Source organism: Microcoleus sp. T2B6, assembly GCF_036700475.1.
In the GTDB taxonomy this organism is placed as follows: domain Bacteria; phylum Cyanobacteriota; class Cyanobacteriia; order Cyanobacteriales; family Microcoleaceae; genus Microcoleus.
Genome location: NZ_JAUBOZ010000001.1, coordinates 89,913 through 106,429, shown reverse-complemented (window position 1 = coordinate 106,429; position 16,517 = coordinate 89,913). Strand labels below are relative to the sequence as shown.

Sequence of the window (16,517 nt, the reverse complement as noted above, 5' to 3'; positions counted from 1 at the left end):
GTCTGAAGACGACTAATGAGTTTTTCAGTCCTCTTTGAGAGGACTTTAGCTATGAGACAGGGAATTCATTCCCTGGCTGCCTCAAAGCTAAAGTCGTCTGAAGACGACTAATGAGTTTTTCAGTCCTCTTTGAGAGGACTTTAGCTATGAGACAGGGAATTCATTCCCTGGCGGACTAACGGGTGGGCGGGAGGACTGGTGGACAAAAAGCTTAAGTTGAACACCTATGGGCTTGGCCTAAGTCCCTACACTCGCCCTGTCCCTACAAGGGCTTACCACCAAAAGTGCTATACTTACTTCCGGCCCGAAGGTTGACCTTCCGTAGTCGCTATTTCCCCAGCTTCCATCAACTGCTTAAAGCGACGTAAATCATTGGCAATTTGCTGTTCGGGAGCTTCGCCAAATAGTTTAGCAGCACCAGCACCAATTGCACCGCCCGGAGGGTTGTATTCGATGACAACTTTTACCTCAGTACCGCGTCCTGCAGATGCCGGTTGAAAGCGCACAAAGCCAGAATTGTCAACATCAGATCCTTCAACAGACGCCCAAGCAATTAAGCGATTTTCTTCTTCGCGGACAATCTCTGCATCCCATTCCACACTATTGCCCATCGGCGCGCTGGCAATCCAGTGAGAACGTTTTTCATCTATTACCGTAACGTGTTTGAGATGCTTCATAAACCGAGGTAAATTTTCAAAATTGCGCCACAAACGGTACAATTCATCAGCCGGTTTGTCGATCGTCACCGTCTTTTCAACTTTAATGCTTTGATTCGGATCAGCGGCCGACTGCAAACCCTCCACAACCCCCAGCCCGCGAGCCGCTAAACCGCCGCCCGCAACCGCCAGCAAAGCACCTCTCAAAGAACGCTGCGACAAACCAAAAAGCACCAGCGCCCCGCCACCAATTAAAGATGCCCAGCGTTCGGTATCGCCGCTGCTACTTTGGTTTTGTTTGTCGGAATTTGTCATTGAACTCGATTCCATTGGTTTAAACCTGGTAAATTAATAGCGGAAAATAGCAGCTAAAGGCGCCTCGTCCGGCACTTTTTCCGGTGGCACCGCGTAAACAGTTCCGCCATTGAGAATAGTTTGAATTGCTGCCGCATTCAACAAATCTTCGTCGCCCAATTCTGCATCTGGGTGGATTTGCACCGCGTTCGTATCGGGATTAAAAGTACCCCACTGTTGAACGCCAAGAGCAACAAATAGTCGATCGACTCGTCCAAAATAAGCAGCCGAAACAGCTTCTTTCAAATCAGCAGAAATTTTATCGCTTCCTGTCAGATCGTGGTATTGTGCGATCGCCTCTGACTGAGCCTGCAAAAACAAAGGTTCTACCAGCGGCAAAGCTTCGGCCCGCAACTCTTCCGGCTTGAGAAGTTTCTGATTGCCTGTAATTCCTTCTTCAAATAAATGCGGGTACGTATTTGCTTCTCGGTAAAGCGGGAGCAAATACTCAACTCCAGCTAACACTAAAGGAGCTTTTTTATTGTGCAAATATTTGTGCAGCGCCCCATCAATTATGTGGAAATACTGCAAAATTTCCTGCTGCGGTTCATCTCGATCTGGACTTCCTTGACCGTGAAAACTTCCCGGCTGCTGAAAAGAATTATTAGTGCCTCCTTTTGAAGTAGCAATCCGAAACTGACCATCTTTAGCAGTCGGGTCATATTGCAGAGCATCCTCAAGGCTTTTCGGCAAGTTTTCAACTTCAACTTCCCTAGCACTGTAAGGCGTACACTCAATCAGCCTCACTTCCTTCTGACTGAGAGCTAAAACATAAAATAAATTATCTCCTGTCAGCATAGGCATCAGCGGTTTGACGTGAAAATTGTCGCTCACAACCACTAATTCCTCAAAATTCACCGGACAGGTATAGTAGCGGAAAAATCCCGAACCGACAAAAATCGCCAGCAGGTTGCTTTGATTTTCCCAAAAGTTTTCCCGGTCAATTTCTGCTCGGACTGGCTCTAGCAATTGGGCCGCTTCTTTTTTGTCAAATCCGTACTCTACAATTTTGTCTTCAGCCTCTCTGATTAAATTTTTGAACCGAATCGGATTTTGTTGAATTTCTGTTCCTTGAGCGACTGGCATATAAATTGAGACGCACAATCCAGGAGATTGTTGTACCAGTGCTTTGAGTTCCTCTACAGATATTAAGTTCACCGCTGAAACTCCTTTTCTAAGGGGGGTTTTGTAATAAAAACAACCGATTCTTTAAAATGTATCTCTCCTGACGCGGCTCCTGCGTCTGCCTAAAGTAAGGATCGGCTGCTGTAGAGCATTTCATCCCCCAACTAAAACGGGGTTTCCCGCCGCTGTTCCAATCGAACTGCTTATTACCTAAGATAGACGGCGCTAACTCGGCGGCTACTTTACCATAATTTACTTTAGTCGGCTTCCACTACTCGTTATATATGATGAAAACAAAACTTTTTCTGGGGTTGCTGTGGGCAACATTTATTGCCTACACCTTGCTGCTAGCTCCTCTCGATCAGCCCGGAACGCTAACAGTTATTGAAAAAATGCTCAAATTCCAGCTAGAAGGAATTAACCCCTACCTTGTCACCATATTCGCTCTCATGGGAGTGTGGCCGATGGTCTACGCTTGCCTCCTATTCATTGATGAGAAAACCCAAAATATATCCGCTGGGCCTGCTTTCATCGCTTCCAACGGCGCCGGTATCATCGGCTTAATTCCCTACTTACTCCTCCGCCAGCCCCAGCAAGAATTTTCCGGCCGCAAAGATATGTTGATCAAAATATCAGACTCCCGCTGGACAGGGATTGTACTTTTACTAACTACTATCTGGCTGTTAGCTTGGGCTTGGTTAAATGGAGATTGGGGAGATTTTGTCAAGCAGTGGCAGTCAATTCCTTTTGTGCATTTAATAACTTGGGATTGTTGCTTGATGGCTGTAATATTTCCCTCACTTTTGGGAGACGACATGGCACGCCGCGGACTTGCGGACGATCGCATTTTTTGGGCAGTCTCTCTAGTTCCGCTGTTAGGGCCGCTAGTTTATCTTTGTCTGCGCCCCCCTCTGCCAGAATCTGCAACAGAAATCGCCACTTTCCCACTGACAGCCAGAAGTTGAAACATTGAAAAATTTGGTAGTGTTCAAGATGTACTTTATTGACTAGCTCAAATGACCTGCCGGAGTCGTCATCCCAGTTGAGAAATTCCTCGAAGGAAAGGGTTTTTTGGGCGATCTCAACCATTGATATTAACCTTTTGCGTAGGTTGGCTCTCTGTTGTCTGTTTCTAGCTTAACGCTTTCAATATCCATTTTAGTGTGCATCAAAGGGGTAGCTTAGCAATACGATCGACCCATTCCTCTGCACTAGATGCTGCCCAAATCAAGAGTAGTTCTTCGATGACAACTTCCATCGGTATTTTTCGGGAAACAATAATGACTCCAGCACTCTGATTAGTAGTAATGAACTCAGCAAATTCCGATGGCATTGTTTTGCGAGCGTGGCTGACAAGAACACGTCTTTGCTGTGCTGCAATTGCCAGCACTTCTAAATCTTTAACGCCTTCTAACCCAGCAGCAAAAGCAGTTTGAAAGTCGATTGTAGATTCTCGTCGCAGTAATCCTGTGACGATCGCCTGATTTAAGTCAGCATCAGCTTGATAGCGCACATTCACGATTGCACCTGCTGTGTTGCTGCTTTAGCTGCAATCAGTTTGTTGTACAAAGCTGGATCGCTGGTTTGTAGAGGTTGAGGCATGGCATCAAATGCAGCTTCTTCGGCGGCTAAGTAAGCGTCGATTTCAGCGCGGTTGCCTAGATAAAAGGCGATCGCACCATAAACCTGTTCCAGTGTCAGTAGTGGGAAAGACTGAACAATAGTTTCGGGCGATAATCCTTGTTGGAAAGCATAGGCGATCGAGTCAAGAGAAATCCGAGTTCCTTCAACCCAATAGGCATCATTCCGATACTCTATGTAAGTTTTAACTGCTACAACTGGCATACATTTTTTTGATTCTAACTACTTATTATCATAGACGGAAGAACCCGCAGGCAGCCCAGGGTTTGCATCAGATCTGTCAGAGGTTGGTTGCGGAAGGTTGCGAGTTGAATTAAGGCTTGAATGCGGGCAACATTGAGTTGTTCAAGGCGCGAGCTCATTTGGATCAGTTGCTTGTGTTCTTCGGGAGTCAGGGTTTCGGCATGACGCTTGGCGATGAGGGCATGGTATTCTTCCCAGGTTTGTGCACTAAAGCCGATGTTAATTTGTTGCAGCAAGTCGGCTTCAGTAGGTTGGGTGGTTGGAAGTCTAGGCTGGAGGCGTTCTTGCAGGGCGTTGAGGATGTAGCGATCGGGTTCAACGCCCTGTCGAGATGCTTCAGTGCGGATCTGGTGTTCGAGTTCGGGAGAGAGGTTGAGGGTGATGGTGGTCATGGTTATCTTGGCAGCAACATCTATTCATCATTTTAGCGATCGGGCTTTCACCTTATCTCGAACTTGATCGCCTGGGACTTCTCGATTTTACTGCCCGCGTCCTGGTTTGCAATCTACAAAACCTAATGCTTCTGTGCCCTTGAAAATTGGCGATCGAAATGGCGATCGGATCTTCAATTTTCGCAGCACGCGCGATCGGCGTCTCTGGAATTCGTTCTGGCAAGCGTCCCAAAATAACTTCGGCATCAGGAGAAAGTTGTTCTTGAAGTTTAGCTTGCATGACATTCACCTTTGGGTTGGAATTTGATAGATACATTCAAGCCACTACCCAACTCAGATTTAGCGGTCTAACGTTGCCAATCACCCGCCGCAAATTACCTCAGACTGCCACCGACAGGATTTCGACGGTCGGGTGCATTGGCGTTGTTCGAGTGCGCGCATCTCTTGCCGTATTTGGATGCTACCGCAAAAAAGCGCGTAACTTTTCAAGTTCATCACCCTGTAAACACTTAGCAAAAGAACGGTGGGTCCGAGCATTTGGATGGGGGAGAAAAGCAAAAAATCTTTCACGATTCCCTATCTCAACGAACTCGGATATTGAATTTGCTGTAGAGATATTGAATTGGCTTTGAATCACTTGCTTTGCGCGTGCGCCCAGTACCACTATCACTTTTGCTCTTGCTAGTTCTAAAACTCTCAACAAGTAGGCTTCCACACATTGCTCCTGTGATTCTTCTACACCAGTTTCGGCACGAGACTTACAATGCACTATCTCGGTAAGCGCATAATCAATGCCTGGACTAACGTTCCGTTGAAGTAGCTCAATCGCACGTTGTCTAACCGCTGCCCAAAATCGAGTAGAGCGACTATATTTCCCGTCTTTTAGCAAGGATTTTGTACCATCAACGATCCAGTGCTTACGTCCTCCTCCAAAACGGTAATTGAAATAATCGTGTACTTCGCTACATGACCAATCCCAAGTTGGGTAATCTTCATCAGAGCCAATTGATGGATTTGAACTCAGGAAGAGAATGGGTGCTTGCTCTATCTGTCCACTCCAAGGTTCAGGCACTTGAAATTTTTCTAACCCAATTGCATTTTGAGAGTCAACAATTTTACGACATGGATTTTCAACAGAAATATCTTCTTGACACTCTCGTGCATGGGGACAATGAACAATTTCACTTAGCAGAGTTTTTTCAGACATTCCCGAAATATATCAACTGATTACGAGTTTACGAAAATCTAGCAGTCGAACTTATAATTGTATCGCAGTTGCGGTACAATACCCAATAGAAGAGAAAAATACCGCAGATCGCTGATGTATTTCACCAAAAGTGGCACTAATTCACATAGCAATTGCTGCCGTTCGATGAAAATTCAACCAAATTGTCATGCGGCTAAAACAGGACGATCGAGCTTGCGGACTGCATACAGAAGCGTAGCTTTAATATAGTCAATTTCCAAGTCTGGAAATTCTTCGATAAACTTAAAAATTTGCTCACCCGCAGCCAGCAACTCTAGGATATCGATGACTCGAATCCGCATTCCCCGGATGCAGGGACGATCGCCACATTGTCTTGGGTTCACTGTAATTCTGTCAAACAGATAAGCAACGGATGCTGGCATTGGTTAAAATTATTTAAAACCTTTGTCTCTAGCTTACTTCATTTATCGCCCCAAACTCACACCGCGATATAATTCTGCGATCGCCACTTCCAACTCAATACTCTGTAAAGTATTATTCGTAGGTTAGGCGTAGGCAGGAAGTGGCTCATAAACGAGTTCCATGAGTTTCTCTGAGGGAATGGTTTCCATTGCATAGGTATTACCTTGAGCATCCGCAAAATCTACTAGATAAGCACGATCCTCAAAGCTCATCAGAATAGTGCCAACTTGTCCAGGTCGGAGCAAAATTGGCTGATAGGTTGCTTTATGGATTGCGTGAATTTCTTCAGTCAAGGCAACAACATCATACTCGTGTAACGTCATCACAGTATCCTCACTTATTGACAGGATAGGTATTAGTTAGCCGGGGAAAGTCTTCATCGGTGCGAATCATCCAACATGACAGCACCCAAGAGCTTCCCGTTTCCGTGGTCATGAAAAATTTGATATCATACTGGGTTCCATAGTTGTCGGTTTTATAAATTTCTGCCTCCTGATTGACCGCACATTCTAATAAAGCGACTTCTAAAATAGCTTTGTTTTCTAGTGTAATTCCCAATCGATTTCTAAACAGGATGGCTTTATCTTTTCCTTTGGGATGCTGCATATTCAGTGAGTATCGCTCAAGCTTGTCGCCCAGCAGTGCCTTCTCTCCGTTGGGTAATTTCATCGGTCGAAATGGTCAAGTCACTTGGTGGAAAGTTTTCATTTGCCAGAAACCGCATTAACTTGCCTCAGCAATTTGCCCGTTGTGCCATATATCGATCGAAAGTTGTGTAATCTCCAGCTTTGTAGTCAGCACGGGCAGCTTCAATTTCGGCAATGTCTTCTGGAGAATCGTCCTCATTCGGGAATAATTCAGCTTCCAAAAATTCCCATATCTTGTATCTTTCAGCAATTCCCAGTGACGAAATAGCTTCCAGCAGTGATTGAAATGAGATGTCTACTTTCACAGTATTCTCAGCCATCAGAACTTTCCTCCACTTTAAATTTTATAATATATCCAGAGCCCCGACTTCTTCAAGAAGTCAGGGCTCTAAAAGCAGACTACATCACAACTGCACTAATCAAAGTTTGCACATTTTGTACAAGAGCAGTAGTCAAATTATGAGTCACAGGCAAACTGTCAACCACTATTCCGGCGCACAAGAGCATCAGGTACAGAATAGAGTATTTGAAGAGCGATCGCGCAACAATCTTATCCTCTGGAGTCTGCAACAGCAACCAAGCTTTTTGGGCAAAAATAGCACCCAGGAAAATAGCTGTTCCCGCATACACCGCGCCCGCTAAATGCAGGGGATAAACTAGCAGGAAAGTTGCAGGAATCATCAATAGCGTGTAAATCCAAATTTGGCGGGCTGTCTCTTCGTCGCCCTCAATTACAGGTAACATCGGGACGCCTACTTCCTTGTATTCATCGCGAATCATCATTGCTAATGCCCAAAAATGCGGCGGTGTCCACAGGAATATAATCCCAAACAGCAGCCACGCACCCCAACTCAAATCTCCCGTAACCGCAGCCCACCCAACTAGCGGCGGAATCGCCCCTGCTGCACCGCCAATAACGATGTTTTGCACGCTGTGGCGCTTCAGCCAGTGGGTGTAAATTAGGACATAGAAAAGGATGCCTGACATCGCTAGCAATGCCGCTAATAAGTTGGCAACAACTGTCAGCAATGTAAAGGATATTGTAGCTAGGGCGATCGCAAATATCAAAGCATCCCGCTTCTTGACACGCCCCGAAGGAATCGGCCGCCACCGGGTGCGCTCCATAATATAATCGATGTCGCTGTCGTAGACACAATTAATCGTATTCGCCGACGCAGAAGCTAAAGCGCCTCCGGTAATAGTTGACACCAGCAATAGCGGGTCTACTTCTCCTTTGGCTGCCATCCACATTCCTGCTGATGTGGTGATTAGCAGCAGTAAAATAATTCTGGGTTTTGTTAATTGATAGTAACTTTTCACGACTTGCGAAAAGTTTTCGTGGAGGCGGGGCCTGTCGTTGGTAAGAACTTCTTGCATCGGTTATTAGTTGTTAGTTGTTAGTTGTCAGTCATTGGTTTGTAGGGGCGGGTTTTACGAGAAATATTTACTGTAGCTACAAGGATTAATAAACCCGCCCCCACCGAGGGATAAATCCGGCCCCTCTTACTCAAGAAATAGATAAATCTGCCTTTTAGAGAGTGTCCGGTTGATTCGTGCTTGTATGGGCGGGGCGGGTTTATGAAACTGTTGGCTTTTAGATCGAGAATCATGGTGAACCCGCCCCTACAAGACCTTGCACTATATAATAACGATGCTACCGGACATGATATTACTCTCAAGCTGATAAAACTCGATCGCGCCAAGCTAAAACACTAAAAGCTATCAGGGTTCCCAGCAAAGCAGCACCGACTGCTTGGTGGGCGACTGTCAGCGGTTCTACCTGAAGGTGCAGCCGGAAAGTTGCTAATCCCAGAACTAATTGAGCAATTAGGCAAACACTCGCCCAATTAGCCAGTTTTCGCAAATTTGGACTCAGTGCAGGCTGCCGCCAAGCCATGACTGCTACTGCTAAAGTCGCTGCTGTAGCTGGTACGATACCGGCGATGTGGCTGTTCATTACCGAGCACAATTCTGAGGAGTCCAAACATTGGTGCAGTGCCCATCTAGAGCCTACTAATGCTCCTAGCAAACTTTGCAGGTAAACTAACAATGCTGCGATCGAACTTACCCAAGCTAATTTGCCGACATTTCCTGTAGCTTCGTAGGGAGTCAGCATGAAACCGATGACTAGCAGGGCGCCAAAAAACAGTAAAGCTGTTCCCAAGTGAGCGGTAACGATGTCAAATCTGAGCAGTTGTGTTACTGTCAAGCCGCCCAATACGCCTTGAAAAACGATTAAAAATAGTGCTCCGGCGCTCGCAATTGGCAGCCATTTTGGCAGGCGGCTGCGGTAAAACAAAGATAGTCCTAAAAGTGCGATCGCGCTTAAGCCGATCGCTGCTGCGTCCAATCGGTGAAACCACTCCAGAAATACCTGCAAATTCATTTGCGCTGCGGGTATTAATTGACCGTAGCACAGCGGCCAGTCGGGGCAAGCGAGCCCCGCATTCATCACTCGCGTGGCGCTGCCTACTGCCATTAACAGCCAGGTTGCGATCGCAATTTTCCACACTAGACCGCGGATCATATCTTTTGGCTGCCACTGCACTCCTGCTGCGTTTGGCTGATTTAAAACTGAGTTTGCCATGAACTTTACCTTAGCCTTTGTTATCGATCGAACTTAATGAAATAGCGAGCTTTTACTTTTGCTGAGCTTAGCGGAGCTTAACACTCTTTTTCTGTGACAAACCGTCATATATACTACCTTAGCGACATCGCAATCCAATTAGTTTGTCTTTAGATATTTTTCAACTTTCCTCTTTACATTACAAAGTATTGCAGCTATTTTTATAAATTTCAACAAACTTTAATTATTTTACCCAACCCTTTGCTGTTACAGCCTCCCTCCCACTCCCACTCGCGGAGAAAAATAAAGATATAATTAAGAAAAGCTTTTTTTGAAAGGTTTATGATATATACCCAACTTTAACGTAAAAATTTGTAACTAAATACAGGACTGAAGAGTTACCCCCTAGGTGTTATTCAAGGTAGTTCTCAGGTTTACTCACCTTAGATTGTATAATTCAGTTCCAACACTCAGCGTTTTATCTAATCCACCAGTTATCATTTCTTGCCTGCTTAACTAAATTTGGAATGGAGGAAGTGGCGCTCTTGCAGGGTAGGGTTCACTAATCTTTGAAGCGGTAACTTATAAAAATTCCTGCACTTTTCTGGTGGAACCACCTTGAAAGCATTCAGACTAAAGAGTGCGATCGCTATTTTTACTATGCCAATGTTACTGAATTATATCATGTCCGGGCGATCGCATATAATAAGGAAGTAGTGACTACTGGATTTTAGGCTTGCATGATGCCTCTGCTCCGAGATCGTCAATTGATAGATCCCATCCCTCTATCTGACGCACCCTACATCAATTCTGGCTCGCCCAGTTAAAATCACTTTTTATCCTTGGTCAATGTTTTTGAATCGAGCCTAATAAGCTGTTGTGCATTTAAATAGAATGTCAAAAAACAATCTAATTATTGTGGGGTGGGCCTAAGAGCCCGCCCTGAATATGCAATTTAAATGCGTGACAGCTTAACTAATAACTAATGACTAATAACTAATGACTACTGACTACTGACTAATGACTAATGACTAATGACTACTGACTACTGACTACTGACTACTGACTACTGACTACTGACTACTGACTACTGACTACTGACTACTGACTACTGGCTACTGACTACTGACTAATGACTTCGTTATTTCAAAAATATAAAAATGTAAAATTATGTCACAAAAAAATGAAACTGCTGTTCTCATCTTATCGCTCCTAATTACGATCGGGCTAGCCGGTGCAGGTATTTGGTGGCTGACAAGCCGAGGCGGCATCAAGTTCGGAGGTTCATCACTCCCAAATCAGACAATTCCCAAGTCTCCGACGGGAAATGCCGAGCAGTCAGACCAGGCAATTGGGCAGCGTCTGAGTGCCGGACAAAAACTGTTAATTCCAGAGCAAGCAACAACAACCAAACAAGCAGGAGTACAGGCGATCGCATCTGGCAACTATAACGCAGCTATTTCCGACTTACAAGCTTCGCTCAACAGCAATCGCAACGATCCAGAAGCACTAATTTACCTCAACAACGCCCGCATCGGCGATCGAAAATCCTACACAATTGCCACCGCAGTTCCCATTGGCGGCGATATCAATGCTGCTCTAGAAATTCTGCGGGGGGTAGCTCAAGCTCAAAATGAAATCAACCAAAGCGGCGGCATTAGCGGTACTCCCTTAAAAGTGCTAATTGCTAACGATGACAACAACCCAGCAATTGCTGCCCAAATTGCCACTGCTTTAGCAAATAACTCGGAAATTTTAGGAGTAATCGGGCATTTTGGTTCAGATACAACCTTAGCAGCCAGCAAGATTTACCAGCAAAAACAATTAGTAGCAATTTCTCCGACAAGTACGTCGGTGCAGCTTTCAGGAGTTGGCAACAATATATTTCGGACAGTGCCGAGCGATCGGTTTGCGGCTAATGCTCTTTCCCGCTATATGCTGGGAAAATTGCAAAAGCAAAAAGCTGCTGTATTTTTCAATTCTGCCAGCAGTTACAGCAAATCTTTAAAAGATGAATTCACGACGGCTATTTACGGAGATGGAGGACAAATAGTAGGTGAATTTGACTTTGCTAAGGGCAATTTTAATGCTGCCGATAGCGTTAAAAGTGCGATCGCCCAAGGAGCAGAAGTGATTATGTTAGCATCCAATTCAGCCACGATCGACCAAGCTTTGCAAGTAGTGCAAGTAAACGCCAAACGGCTGCCATTACTAGCAGGAGACGGTGCTTATACTGCTAAAACACTGCAAATCGGTGGCGCAGCAGCAACAGATATGGTGCTGGCTGTTCCTTGGCACATTCTCGCCGATCCGCAGTCCAACTTTCCCCAAACATCCAAACAACTTTGGAATGCTGAAGTAAGTTGGCGCACAGCTTTAGCCTACGATGCGGCGATCGCGTTAATTGTTGGTTTAGGGCGCAATCCTACTCGTACAGGCATTCAACAAGCTTTATCGGCGTCAGATTTTTCGGCAAAAGGAGCATCGGGCCCGATTCGGTTTTTACCTTCGGGCGATCGCAATCGCGCTGTTCAGTTAGTAACTGTTAAACCCGGAAATCGCACCAGTTACGGTTACGAGTTTGTGCCGATTAATTAAAAAACAAGTTCTGGTCATTTGTCTATGTAAAATCTACCATTTTTCCTTGGCGGGGGCAGCTTGATGGGATTGTTTGTTGGCGCGATAAAGGTTTGGTGAAACCCGGCCGGGAGGGAAACTCGATCTAAAGTTGCGAAACTCCGATCGGCCTAACTGCCCTATTCCTCTCAAAAACAGCCCTCGGTTTCAAAGCAATTCTCAACAACAGCCACAGCGATCGCCATTCTCCGGGAGTTTCCTGCCGCTGCCACTGGCCGGGCCGACAGTACAGCATTTCGATCAAACAGCGGTGCTGGCTAATGTTCAGGCGATCGAACGCAATTCGCACAGTGGGAAATTCCGCAAAACTGCCGTCTTTTCCATCCCGAAAACTTGACTCCAACTGAGATTTATCGCTCACCAACTCAATCTTAGCCACAGGAATAAAACAGTTTTCTTCCATAATTTTCATAGTCGCCGAATCGCAATCAATCAAACCTTGGGCCAAAGGACGCTCAGTGCCCAACTCAACAACAGAGGGCGCTACGGATCTCCTTGCTTTGACTGCCGCACTGCGAGAGAGCGCTTTTATTTTACCCGGCCATAAACTGGTCGGAACGGCATATTTTGGCAAAATCTCTGCTGGGGTCAAACTCTCTTTACTACCATTACCTTTCACCGCAAAACTTGGCCACTGCGTCAGAGCAACTTCAGCGCCACTTTCCGAAATTACAGTAGTTATACCCCAAAAACTTTTACCGCCAATATTTAATTGTACCACCCTGCGTAAATTGAACCATTCGTAAATGTCCGGCTTAGGAATATCCACCAAAATTAGTAAGGCAATCCCGATCATCAGCAGGTTGTACGCGCTCCAAACCAATCCCAAACTCATTCCTTTTGACAACAAATGTGTACTTTCTGATATTGACTGTACGGTGCCAACATTTTTCACTAAATTAATGTTTAAATTGTGCCAGAAACTGACTGCTGTAGCTGCGAACAAGACAATCAAAGGCCATCCCAAATTCCAGTTAAAACGAAAGCGATCGCTCGCAATTCCTTTTGGCGTCACCTGAAACCCTTTCCCAAAGGGATTCAGCATGGAACTCACCACCGTCACCGCTAAAGGAATACACTGGACGAACGAATAAATATCGGAAAGTAAAGCCGATCCCGATCTGCGGTTCAGCCAAGAAAACACAGTAAGTTGCACCAAATAGTAAGGCAGGAAAAAGTACAGCAATTCCGGCGCACTTGCCCGCAAAGGAATTATGCCGAGAAATGAATAAGCTAAAGGTATCAACAGATATAAAACCTTGGTTAAACTGGTAAACCAGTGCAGCAATCCTTCCAAATGAGATAGCCTCTGTACGAATGTAAGACCGCGAATTGTTAAAGGATTGGAATCAATAAAAAATGCCTGAAGCGTGCCTCGCGCCCAGCGTAGCCTTTGATTTAGATGAGCCTCTATATTTTCAGCCGCCAAACCCGCACTCAATTTTTCATCTAAATAAACTAAGCGATATCCAGTTGCTGACAGCCGAATTCCGGTAAAATAATCTTCGCAGATTGAATCTGTGACCAAGCCTCCCGCTGTTTCTAAAGCACTCCGCCTAACTACAAAAGATGTTCCGCAACAAACCACGCTGTCGGCGCTGTCTTTGATAATTTCAATTTGCCTGTAAAAAATTTCTTCTTCCGGCGCTATCACATTTTCTAAACCTAAATTACGGGAGATGGGGTCGTGGTTGTAAAAGCTTTGCGGTGTTTGAACGAGGGCGATTTCGGGATTTTGAAAAAATCCAACTGTTCGAGTTAAAAAGTTTTTAGTGGGAATAAAATCTGCATCGAAAACTACAATTAGTTCTCCATTAGTTAGGGGTGTGGCATGATTAATGTTTCCAGCTTTGGCGTGAATATTATCGGGTCTGGTTATATACTCGCATCCCAGTTCTTTTGCCAGCAACTTGATTTCAGGGCGCTTGGTATCGTCGAGCAAATATATTTTTTTGTGGGGATAATCTAAAGCTTGACAGCCGATTACACTGCGCCGTAAAATAAAAGCCGGTTCGTTGTAAGTTGGGATAAAAATATCTACGGGCGGGGTGAAGTTTCCAGCTTCAACTGCAACTGCCATGCGATCTGCTTCTCGACGCCGGTCTTTCATTCTCAGCATTAAATACATTTGAATACTGGTGTTGAAAACCAGTAGCATTTCTAGGAAAAACAGCCCTAAACTAAAGATACCGTTGAGGGGATCGGTTAAATTTAGAGTAGCGAGCGATCGCCATAAAACGTAGCGAATGGTTAAAGCTAGAATTATTGCAACTACCACAGCGCGCGACCATTTCTGCGGTTGAGGCGAAATTTTAATTGCAGCTAAAGCGGCCGAAACCAGCATAAAAGTCGGCACTAACAAATACATCTTGCTCGTAGCAGGCACTTGCAGCCACACAGGCGGGTTTTGCTGCCAAATGTTGATTGTGGCAAAAATACCGCTGACTGTACCTTCACCGGCAAACCAGGCCCCGGCGATCGCACCTGCGAAAGCAACCGCACCCAACACGACTAGCGTTGCCGCCGGCACCCGCGAAATCCGCCCAAAGCGGCGTTTCAAGTCTTGAAAATCAAATCTTGAAGTTGTCATAAAATAATTTTAAAGTCCCGATCGTGCATGCCACAGTAAGGGTTTCCTGCTGTCCACTTTTTACTTCAGTTGAAAATTCCGACACTCCCCAATTACTATTTTTACATTTTTTAACATTCTGACCCTTGTATGATAATTCATCTTGCTTGCTGTTGCCAAACTGCTAAGCGAGTCCAAACCTGGCCAAATATAGCAGAAGGAAGAAGGAAGAAGGCTTTAGTTACCGAGGAGAGAAGTCAATCGATTTTAGATTTTAGATTTTAGATTAAAGAATTGAAGCATTGACCCCCCGGATAAATTGGGGGGCTTGTATCCTGGATGCTTTCGGTCAGAAGCAATATTCGGCAAGGATTTCAGCAATGTCCGTAACAGGCTTTCCGGCCTGTTCCATAATAAAAAATATTTCTTGGGGGCCGTTTCTGCGACGCCGCCCATAAAAATCTTACTAAAAATTCTGCCACATCTCAGTCATAAACGTCGGGCGCGCTTGCTATAGTTCAAAAAAAATTACACCAGTTCTCAATCTTGGTGAGGTATGCCCACGGAGGCCTATGCCCACGGAGGCCTATGCCCGCTTATCAAGCGTGCACCTCATGTTACAGAGAAAGGCTATATCTTGTCTAATTACTAGAAACGCCTTTATTGGAGTAAAGCGGAGTTGATTGACGCATATTGATAGCCATCTTGTTTGTGCAAGAATTTGACGTTGCTCAGATCTTTTGTACTTAGTCGAAAATTACCGATCTTGATCTCAACACCTTTATCTGTTGGAGTCTTGACCCGTCCAACGTAAAGTCCTGATTGGAATCGCTTGCGGTCTTCTAGAAGCTGAATGGCAACAATATCACCAGTCCTACAATGAGTAAAAGACTGTCTAGGCTTGGCACAAGGAAAACCGTATTTATCGTTTCTAGTGGACTGTCGATTCCCTTGTCCTGTTGATTTAATCAGCAAGGGCTGTAAGGCGAGCATCTCCAAGGAATCAATCTGACCCACACAAGCCGCATCTAACCAGTGAGTTTTAGGCAGGCTAAGTCGAGTGCGGTTGTACTTGGTCAGACCACCCGAACCCTCCGAGACAGGAATACCCGTTTCTTTGAGTCGGTTGAACAATGCCCATCGGGTTGAGTTGACCGCAGCCGCGTCTTTTAAGGGGCGCTTTGCTTGAGCTAGAACCGATCGCAGAACATCTGGCTTTTTGGCTAAGAAAACGCTAATATCCTGAGTCCCTTTTTTGAGATTGCATTTCTCGCAAGCCAGGCACAGATTGGAGATCCGATTTGTGCCACCTTTTGCTTTGGGCTGGATGTGTTCGACTTGCAATGGTGTGTCAGTCACGTCGCAGTAAGCGCATTTCCTGTTCCATTTATTCAATAAATACTCGCGGATTTCGTACCCACATAAAATGCCTTGCTGATACTGAATGCCTGAGATTTCTGGGTTTTCAAGTTGTTGTAAATCAAATCTGACAAGCTCCTGAACGATCTCACTGATGGGTGCAAATTTGATTAATTTATTCACCCATGTCAAAGTAGTTTCTACGCGATGCTGCAAACTTGGAGGCAACCAACCTGAAGGGCGGGTGCGATTGAGAAACCGTGCTTGCCGATAGCGAGTGTGACGAGAACGCCTCCCCCGACGTAGAGAACGACGGGATTCTAAAGATGCTTTGATGGCTTGACCGCGATGAGTCAACTCAGCACCAAAGATTACTTTGTCGTTTTGAACAAGAGCAATCCCTGTGGTTTTAGAACCGGGGTCTAGTTTAATTGTGACGGGTTTAGGAATATCTGCAACCTCTTTTTTGAGAATGATGCTGAACGGATATTTTCTAAAAACAGATGCTCTACCCATCGATAATAAACGTCTCGCCATAGAAGGCTTACACGGTGTAAGCGGTTTCTTTTTAGCATCAATTACAAAAACGAAATTGGGTTTCAACATTTTGGCGTTGTTTCCTAAAAGTAAAGTTTGCTTCAACCCTGTTATCTTCTCGG

The 16,517-nt window shown here is 45.2% G+C and carries 17 protein-coding genes; 2 read left to right on the top strand and 15 right to left on the bottom strand.

What is annotated here, in order from left to right:
• Positions 1-293 precede the first annotated feature (293 nt).
• Positions 294-986, bottom strand: a complete 693-nt coding sequence (locus tag QUA00_RS00475) for an SRPBCC family protein (RefSeq protein ID WP_333408349.1) — start codon at positions 984-986, stop codon at positions 294-296.
• Positions 987-1,004: 18 nt separating this feature from the next.
• Positions 1,005-2,168, bottom strand: a complete 1,164-nt coding sequence (locus tag QUA00_RS00470) for a baeRF3 domain-containing protein (protein ID WP_333309251.1) — start codon at positions 2,166-2,168, stop codon at positions 1,005-1,007.
• A gap of 251 nt (positions 2,169-2,419) precedes the next feature.
• Between QUA00_RS00470 and QUA00_RS00465 the strand changes: the two genes are divergently transcribed.
• Positions 2,420-3,100 (top strand): DUF2834 domain-containing protein, encoded by a 681-nt coding sequence (locus QUA00_RS00465; protein WP_333408348.1) that lies wholly within the window; start codon positions 2,420-2,422, stop codon positions 3,098-3,100.
• Positions 3,101-3,303: 203 nt separating this feature from the next.
• Here the strand turns inward: QUA00_RS00465 and QUA00_RS00460 are convergent, their stop codons facing one another.
• The 11 genes from QUA00_RS00460 to QUA00_RS00410 all read right to left on the bottom strand — a co-directional run bounded on the left by QUA00_RS00460 (position 3,304) and on the right by QUA00_RS00410 (position 9,314).
• Positions 3,304-3,654 (bottom strand): DUF5615 family PIN-like protein, encoded by a 351-nt coding sequence (locus tag QUA00_RS00460; protein ID WP_333408347.1) that lies wholly within the window; start codon positions 3,652-3,654, stop codon positions 3,304-3,306.
• Positions 3,651-3,980, bottom strand: coding sequence for a DUF433 domain-containing protein (locus QUA00_RS00455; protein WP_333408346.1), 330 nt, complete (start codon positions 3,978-3,980; stop codon positions 3,651-3,653). Before QUA00_RS00455 ends, QUA00_RS00460 begins: the two co-directional genes overlap by 4 nt.
• A gap of 14 nt (positions 3,981-3,994) precedes the next feature.
• Positions 3,995-4,411, bottom strand: a complete 417-nt coding sequence (locus tag QUA00_RS00450; RefSeq protein ID WP_333408345.1) for a hypothetical protein — start codon at positions 4,409-4,411, stop codon at positions 3,995-3,997.
• Between the two features lie 52 nt (positions 4,412-4,463).
• On the bottom strand, positions 4,464-4,691 hold the full coding sequence (locus tag QUA00_RS00445) for a hypothetical protein (RefSeq protein ID WP_333408344.1): 228 nt from the start codon (positions 4,689-4,691) through the stop codon (positions 4,464-4,466).
• A gap of 180 nt (positions 4,692-4,871) precedes the next feature.
• Complete coding sequence (locus QUA00_RS00440) at positions 4,872-5,618, bottom strand: uracil-DNA glycosylase family protein (protein ID WP_333281832.1); 747 nt, start codon at positions 5,616-5,618, stop codon at positions 4,872-4,874.
• Positions 5,619-5,803: 185 nt separating this feature from the next.
• Positions 5,804-6,040, bottom strand: a complete 237-nt coding sequence (locus tag QUA00_RS00435) for a DUF433 domain-containing protein (protein ID WP_333141280.1) — start codon at positions 6,038-6,040, stop codon at positions 5,804-5,806.
• Positions 6,041-6,163: 123 nt separating this feature from the next.
• Positions 6,164-6,403 carry a DUF4926 domain-containing protein gene (locus QUA00_RS00430; RefSeq protein WP_333141278.1) on the bottom strand — a complete coding sequence of 80 codons (240 nt, stop codon included), beginning with the start codon at positions 6,401-6,403 and terminating at the stop codon, positions 6,164-6,166.
• A 10-nt stretch (positions 6,404-6,413) separates the two neighbouring features.
• Positions 6,414-6,749 carry a DUF6883 domain-containing protein gene (locus QUA00_RS00425; protein WP_172186779.1) on the bottom strand — a complete coding sequence of 112 codons (336 nt, stop codon included), beginning with the start codon at positions 6,747-6,749 and terminating at the stop codon, positions 6,414-6,416.
• Positions 6,750-6,813: 64 nt separating this feature from the next.
• On the bottom strand, positions 6,814-7,047 hold the full coding sequence (locus tag QUA00_RS00420; protein ID WP_333141274.1) for a hypothetical protein: 234 nt from the start codon (positions 7,045-7,047) through the stop codon (positions 6,814-6,816).
• 79 nt (positions 7,048-7,126) lie between these two features.
• On the bottom strand, positions 7,127-8,104 hold the full coding sequence (locus QUA00_RS00415) for a heme o synthase (RefSeq protein ID WP_333408343.1): 978 nt from the start codon (positions 8,102-8,104) through the stop codon (positions 7,127-7,129).
• A gap of 298 nt (positions 8,105-8,402) precedes the next feature.
• Complete coding sequence (locus tag QUA00_RS00410) at positions 8,403-9,314, bottom strand: heme A synthase (protein WP_333408342.1); 912 nt, start codon at positions 9,312-9,314, stop codon at positions 8,403-8,405.
• 1,149 nt (positions 9,315-10,463) lie between these two features.
• Here QUA00_RS00410 and QUA00_RS00405 point away from each other — a divergent pair.
• Positions 10,464-11,891: an ABC transporter substrate-binding protein gene (locus tag QUA00_RS00405; RefSeq protein WP_333408341.1), complete on the top strand. Its 1,428-nt coding sequence runs from the start codon at positions 10,464-10,466 to the stop codon at positions 11,889-11,891.
• A gap of 124 nt (positions 11,892-12,015) precedes the next feature.
• Here the strand turns inward: QUA00_RS00405 and QUA00_RS00400 are convergent, their stop codons facing one another.
• Both QUA00_RS00400 and iscB read right to left on the bottom strand, forming a co-directional pair.
• The gene (locus QUA00_RS00400; protein WP_333408340.1) at positions 12,016-14,520 is read right to left on the bottom strand and encodes a glycosyltransferase family 2 protein; all 2,505 of its coding nucleotides are present in this window, start codon (positions 14,518-14,520) and stop codon (positions 12,016-12,018) included.
• Positions 14,521-15,159: 639 nt separating this feature from the next.
• Positions 15,160-16,464: an RNA-guided endonuclease IscB gene (iscB, locus tag QUA00_RS00395; RefSeq protein ID WP_333141260.1), complete on the bottom strand. Its 1,305-nt coding sequence runs from the start codon at positions 16,462-16,464 to the stop codon at positions 15,160-15,162.
• Positions 16,465-16,517 lie beyond the last annotated feature (53 nt).

Excerpts from the sequence above, each read along its gene's own strand:
- QUA00_RS00475 (WP_333408349.1), bottom strand. The coding sequence starts at position 986 with ATGGAATCGAGTTCAATGACAAATTCCGACAAACAAAACCAAAGTAGC.
- QUA00_RS00465 (WP_333408348.1), top strand. The coding sequence starts at position 2,420 with ATGATGAAAACAAAACTTTTTCTGGGGTTGCTGTGGGCAACATTTATT.
- QUA00_RS00455 (WP_333408346.1), bottom strand. The coding sequence starts at position 3,980 with ATGCCAGTTGTAGCAGTTAAAACTTACATAGAGTATCGGAATGATGCC.
- QUA00_RS00450 (WP_333408345.1), bottom strand. The coding sequence starts at position 4,411 with ATGACCACCATCACCCTCAACCTCTCTCCCGAACTCGAACACCAGATC.
- QUA00_RS00445 (WP_333408344.1), bottom strand. The coding sequence starts at position 4,691 with ATGCAAGCTAAACTTCAAGAACAACTTTCTCCTGATGCCGAAGTTATT.
- QUA00_RS00440 (WP_333281832.1), bottom strand. The coding sequence starts at position 5,618 with ATGTCTGAAAAAACTCTGCTAAGTGAAATTGTTCATTGTCCCCATGCA.
- QUA00_RS00435 (WP_333141280.1), bottom strand. The coding sequence starts at position 6,040 with ATGCCAGCATCCGTTGCTTATCTGTTTGACAGAATTACAGTGAACCCA.
- QUA00_RS00430 (WP_333141278.1), bottom strand. The coding sequence starts at position 6,403 with ATGACGTTACACGAGTATGATGTTGTTGCCTTGACTGAAGAAATTCAC.
- QUA00_RS00425 (WP_172186779.1), bottom strand. The coding sequence starts at position 6,749 with ATGAAATTACCCAACGGAGAGAAGGCACTGCTGGGCGACAAGCTTGAG.
- QUA00_RS00420 (WP_333141274.1), bottom strand. The coding sequence starts at position 7,047 with ATGGCTGAGAATACTGTGAAAGTAGACATCTCATTTCAATCACTGCTG.
- QUA00_RS00415 (WP_333408343.1), bottom strand. The coding sequence starts at position 8,104 with ATGCAAGAAGTTCTTACCAACGACAGGCCCCGCCTCCACGAAAACTTT.
- QUA00_RS00410 (WP_333408342.1), bottom strand. The coding sequence starts at position 9,314 with ATGGCAAACTCAGTTTTAAATCAGCCAAACGCAGCAGGAGTGCAGTGG.
- QUA00_RS00405 (WP_333408341.1), top strand. The coding sequence starts at position 10,464 with ATGTCACAAAAAAATGAAACTGCTGTTCTCATCTTATCGCTCCTAATT.
- QUA00_RS00400 (WP_333408340.1), bottom strand. The coding sequence starts at position 14,520 with ATGACAACTTCAAGATTTGATTTTCAAGACTTGAAACGCCGCTTTGGG.
- iscB (WP_333141260.1), bottom strand. The coding sequence starts at position 16,464 with ATGTTGAAACCCAATTTCGTTTTTGTAATTGATGCTAAAAAGAAACCG.